This is a genomic window from Holospora elegans E1, from assembly GCF_000648275.1.
Classification (GTDB): Bacteria; Pseudomonadota; Alphaproteobacteria; order Holosporales; family Holosporaceae; genus Holospora; species Holospora undulata_A.
Window position 1 is genome coordinate 1 of the sequence record NZ_BAUP01000041.1, and the last position, 4374, is coordinate 4374.

Genomic DNA, 4374 nt, shown 5'->3' on the forward strand with positions numbered 1-4374 from the left:
AAAGAAACTGCATGGCTTCAAAATTCCATTATTTCAATTTACATGAGATCTAGAGAAATCTTTTATTAAAACATTAATTATTATTTCAGGAGGGGATTTCAATGCTGTTAAACATTTATTTTGACACCTTCAACACTTATGGGGGAATGGCTCTGGGGGGAGGTTATCGGAACAACTCCCGCGATAAACATTGCAAAAAACACCGCTTTGCATTGCGCCGTCTATCAAAGAAATCCTGTAAAAAGTCTTGCCAGCCAATGCCTGGCAGAGGCCTCCTTGCAAGGAGCAGGCCTTATCAGAAGGACGCGTCAAGATGGAAGTATAGATTATTAGTCCACGGGGCGATTTCCATGCGTCTGCGGTCAATTTTCAGGCTATAAATTTTGACCATACAGATAATAAAGCAAGCGCTTCTTGCGGAAGCGCCACTATAATAATTTAGGTTGAATTGGGTGTGATTTTTTTTGTTACAATAAAAGGAGAATGACAAAGAGCTACAGTAACGATTTAAGATAAAGAGTAATAGAATATTTAGATGAGGGAAGCAGGTAGATGAGGGAAGCAGGTATATCAAAGCATTGAAACTATTTTAAAATAAGTGTATCAGCGACAGACAGGCGGTATAGAAAATTGGCATAGAAAATGCAGACAAGAAGGCAGGTGTTTTCTCTAAGAGAAGTGGTGGCTCAAAAAAAAGATTGACTTAGAGAAGCTTAAAGAGCGCGTCAAAGAAAACGAAGATATAACATTGAAAAAAGCTGCTCAAGAATTTAGGGTACAATCAGTTTTAGTAAAAAATAATTAGGCTATAGCTAAAAAAGACTTTTCCTACGGGAAAACAAGCAAAGAAAAGCGAAGTCAGTATTAATAATCGATCAAAAATAAGCGCATCCAAGTCTTGTATATTGATATTGATGAAAGCGACATCGATAGGCTATGTGCAAAGACAAAAACTGGGGCAGAAACAGTGAAAAGTTGGTTAGCAAAAGAGTGGGAAATATTATCAAAGAACAAAGAGTATTTCCGGTTTGGTTAATAACAAGCCGCTAGTACCAATGAGGTTTAACGGACTTGGGTTAGAAAAAATTTCTGATCAATGAACTAAAGCCTGGTCAAGGTGTTATTATAGATAATGCCTCTTTTCATAAATCCAAGAGAAGAATTAATAGAATCTGTAAAATGCAGTGTAAAATCACTATACACCTATGATATACTTTTCCTTTTCTTAAAAGGCATATTATATGATTATTTATCAATGGGAATTGGTATTACTTGCATTCTTTGGTATCATTCCGACTTTTTTCTTACGTTTCTCTGGTGCCTTTAACTTATCTACCACTCTATTTTTCAGGTGCTTTACCCAAGACATCAATGCAGTTCTGGATATCCTATACGTCGGCTATTTTACTGATCTTATGTTTTTTAGCTGAGTATTACAGCCTGCAATTCTGCAATGTTCTCCCCAACAAAGCATCTTTTTCAATCCGTTTTAAACTTTGAGGTGCAAATTCAACAATATTATCTTCTATTAATTTCGACACACAAATTATTCTTTTTCCTTATAATTTTTCATTATAAATTATTATACTCTCTTCCTCAAATGTATGTAGCTCTGTTTATTATAGTGATGGGATTTGGTATAAGTAGCAAAAAAGAAAAAAATATTTTAAAAATAAGTTATGTATTTTTTAATATGCAGTATTGTTTATTAAAAAATTTACGCTATTTTGATAAAATGATCAATGTAAAAACAACGTATATATAAAAATGTTAAAAAAATTTATTTTTATGTTTTGTGTGCTTGCTATTATGAATACAGCAGCACAGGCTATACTGAATAAAGAATTAGAATCGGAAATCACCCCTATTATAAATAAATACAACGCTTTCACTGATGATTATATTAATAAAACAGAATATAATAAAGATTACAATCAAAATCTAAATAAATATAAAAAAAATATTTCCATGTTTAGTAAAATATTTATAGACATAGTTAAAAATAAACAAACTTTAATAACTTATACAAAAAAAAAGAATTATATGAAAAAATTATTTTAGATTTTAAAAAGTTTTTAGAACAAACAGCAAAAAAAATGATCGAAATGAATTTTTGGACTAGTGATGGGGTAGAGACTGTGCTGATGCACGGAGTTTCTATTTTTTTTGATGCTATGAAAAGATCAGATGCATATGAAACATATATAGCCAAACGTATAGTAGAGCGCAATAAAGAAAAATATAAAAAAGAACAATTAGACTTATTAGATAAAACATACAGGGATGAACTCTCTGGGATAAATTTTACAGAATTAGGTGGCACTGTTAAAGTTATGAGAAAATCGAATACCCCAGAAAATAATACGATCCTTTCAGATATTAAGTTAACTTTTGAGTCTTACGCTGAAGCGCTTTTTTCAATTACTGGGGTTACAAAAATAGATCCTAGTGATTCGTTCGTAAAAGAAAAAATAAAGTTCATAACAAGTAAAGAAATACAAAAAAAGCAAGAGGAATTTCGTTTATACGTTACTAAGATATCAAAGCAACAAGCTCAGGAAGTGCAACAACCTCTACAAAAAAAACAAATTCAGCACACACGACAAACTCCGCCAGTGCAGCAAGTTTTGCAAATACAGCCAAAACCACAAAAAGCTCAGGAAACAGAATTAACTCAGCCAATATTAGAAGGTTTGAAGGGACAACAAAATTTGCAGACACAATCACAAACAGAATTCAATCAACAAACGCAACAGAATCCACCAAAGAAAAAAGTTTTATCAAAAAAATTTCAGGATTTGTAAAAAAAGTAGTAAATTAAGAGAGATTTTAATCGCCTATTCATAAAACAATATATGAAATTTTTAGTGCTACAAAAAGAATCTAGGATTTTTTTACAGTATAGCGCACGTAATGCAAAATGGTTATACATTTCAGTCACGAAAGAGTTTCTCTATAGTACTTTGCTTTTTTCTTCGATACCTCCGCTTTGGCCAATTTGTGTTCAGCGGGGGTAAGATCAGGAGGCAAGTAAAGTAAGTTCTTAACTAGCCTTTTCCAGAGCCTCTTTCATCTTTTCCCCTTTACAAAAAAGCTAAGAAGCACCTCACTTAATACCATTTTCCGATACTAAATGGACAAACGAAGCGGTACATATACTTTTTACAATTGTATTTTTTAACGCGCGCACAAACTCGCAAATCACCGCTTCACAGCCCCAAGGGGTTCGTAAATCTTGTTCGATAGGATAGTGTTTTTTATATAGAGCCACAATCTTTCGACCGGGTTAAGCTCTCGTGAATATGAAGGAAGATAAAAAATAGTAATATTGTCAGGGATTTTTAAAGCCTTGGATTTATTCTATCTTGATCCACTCATGATCAACGCAATTATTATACGGACACTCCTTTACACGCTCAAATAAAAATACGTTCATATGCTCAGTATCGAGATCAGGTAAAATTAGACTAAAATTACTGCCGTCATTAACGATAACTGCGCTATAAAGATATACCAAATCAAACTGAAAATGTTGGACTAATGCGTTGAAAGTTGTCATTGCGGTCGACAAGATCTATGGCGATGGTGTCTCAGGTTTGGTCGAAAAAATGCAAAATACTCTGGCAAAACTCTTTGGCAGAGAAGAACAATCGATTATTGCGCACATATTCTTCTTCGATGGGGTTCAGGTTGGGGCAAGGGAGGGCAAATAATGCACCTCAATCCCCTTTTCTTTTGCTGATTTTTTGGTATCTTTACTTGTAGAGGCCTTGATCCAAGATCAGGTGAATGGTTAGGCGCCCTTAGATAAGCGTCTTTCAGCGGATCAAAAAACGTCTTCAAGGTTTTTAAGGAACACCACCTGTCAAATCCAAGGCTCTCATCAGGTTCATGCGTGTAGGTCGTCGTGGAAATGGGGGTGCCTGACAGGTGATTTTCGTTGCCATAGTGGGGGGCACGCCATCACCAAACAGGATGAGCTCATCCTTCGGCGGTATTGTCATCACCGTTAAATAAAGGCTTCCTGCTTGGCTGGCTGCCTTTTTAAATGAAAAATTATGGGCGTGCAGCCACGACGTCTTGCCTTAAATCGTCTACGCGCTGCTATAGGGTTCAAGAACATGAGCGCAGACATCGCTTACTTTCATATACGTCGTGGCCCAAATGCGCGATAAGTTCCGACATGACAACTGATCGTCATTCAGAAGAGCCTTAGCAATTTGACGATCTCCACCCTGATAACAAAACTGCCTTAATCCTATCTGCTGCGTTCTTAACGCAACACGATCTTCTTCTTTCAGAAATCTTTGCATAAAAAAAATTATTAACACATAAAATTAAACTTTTAAACTATTTCATTCAGCATGAGTATAT

The 4374-nt window shown here is 34.8% G+C and carries 8 protein-coding genes; 5 read left to right on the plus strand and 3 right to left on the minus strand.

Going from position 1 to position 4374, the window contains the following annotated elements:
* Window positions 1-120: 120 nt before the first annotated feature.
* The 4 genes from HE1_RS01115 (at window position 121) to HE1_RS01125 (ending at window position 2804) form a co-directional block, all read left to right on the plus strand.
* Window positions 121-333, plus strand: a complete 213-nt coding sequence (locus HE1_RS01115; protein WP_162480115.1) for a hypothetical protein — start codon at window positions 121-123, stop codon at window positions 331-333.
* Window positions 334-697: 364 nt separating this feature from the next.
* Window positions 698-805 (plus strand): hypothetical protein, encoded by a 108-nt coding sequence (locus HE1_RS09530; protein WP_242837166.1) that lies wholly within the window; start codon window positions 698-700, stop codon window positions 803-805.
* A 962-nt stretch (window positions 806-1767) separates the two neighbouring features.
* Window positions 1768-2061: a hypothetical protein gene (locus tag HE1_RS01120; RefSeq protein ID WP_035543782.1), complete on the plus strand. Its 294-nt coding sequence runs from the start codon at window positions 1768-1770 to the stop codon at window positions 2059-2061.
* A 44-nt stretch (window positions 2062-2105) separates the two neighbouring features.
* Complete coding sequence (locus HE1_RS01125; RefSeq protein ID WP_206537205.1) at window positions 2106-2804, plus strand: hypothetical protein; 699 nt, start codon at window positions 2106-2108, stop codon at window positions 2802-2804.
* A gap of 397 nt (window positions 2805-3201) precedes the next feature.
* On the opposite strand, the gene HE1_RS06920 is transcribed toward HE1_RS01125, so the two are convergent.
* Together HE1_RS06920 and HE1_RS07935 are read right to left on the minus strand one after the other, a co-directional pair.
* The gene (locus HE1_RS06920) at window positions 3202-3339 is read right to left on the minus strand and encodes a transposase (protein ID WP_084490845.1); all 138 of its coding nucleotides are present in this window, start codon (window positions 3337-3339) and stop codon (window positions 3202-3204) included.
* A gap of 16 nt (window positions 3340-3355) precedes the next feature.
* A complete protein-coding gene (locus tag HE1_RS07935) occupies window positions 3356-3559 on the minus strand; it encodes a hypothetical protein (RefSeq protein WP_162480119.1) in 204 nt (67 codons plus the stop codon).
* Between HE1_RS07935 and HE1_RS06925 the strand changes: the two genes are divergently transcribed.
* On the plus strand, window positions 3546-3713 hold the full coding sequence (locus HE1_RS06925) for a hypothetical protein (RefSeq protein WP_242837165.1): 168 nt from the start codon (window positions 3546-3548) through the stop codon (window positions 3711-3713). The two genes, HE1_RS07935 and HE1_RS06925, sit on opposite strands and share 14 nt — an antisense overlap.
* Window positions 3714-4094: 381 nt before the next feature.
* On the opposite strand, the gene HE1_RS01130 is transcribed toward HE1_RS06925, so the two are convergent.
* Window positions 4095-4313: a hypothetical protein gene (locus HE1_RS01130; RefSeq protein WP_024161399.1), complete on the minus strand. Its 219-nt coding sequence runs from the start codon at window positions 4311-4313 to the stop codon at window positions 4095-4097.
* Window positions 4314-4374 lie beyond the last annotated feature (61 nt).

What these genes read in the sequence shown, in the direction of transcription:
- HE1_RS01125 (WP_206537205.1), top strand. Translation starts at nt 2,106, where the DNA reads ATGAATTTTTGGACTAGTGATGGGGTAGAGACTGTGCTGATGCACGGA.
- HE1_RS07935 (WP_162480119.1), bottom strand. Translation starts at nt 3,559, where the DNA reads ATGACAACTTTCAACGCATTAGTCCAACATTTTCAGTTTGATTTGGTA.
- HE1_RS01130 (WP_024161399.1), bottom strand. Translation starts at nt 4,313, where the DNA reads ATGCAAAGATTTCTGAAAGAAGAAGATCGTGTTGCGTTAAGAACGCAG.
- HE1_RS01120 (WP_035543782.1), top strand. Translation starts at nt 1,768, where the DNA reads ATGTTAAAAAAATTTATTTTTATGTTTTGTGTGCTTGCTATTATGAAT.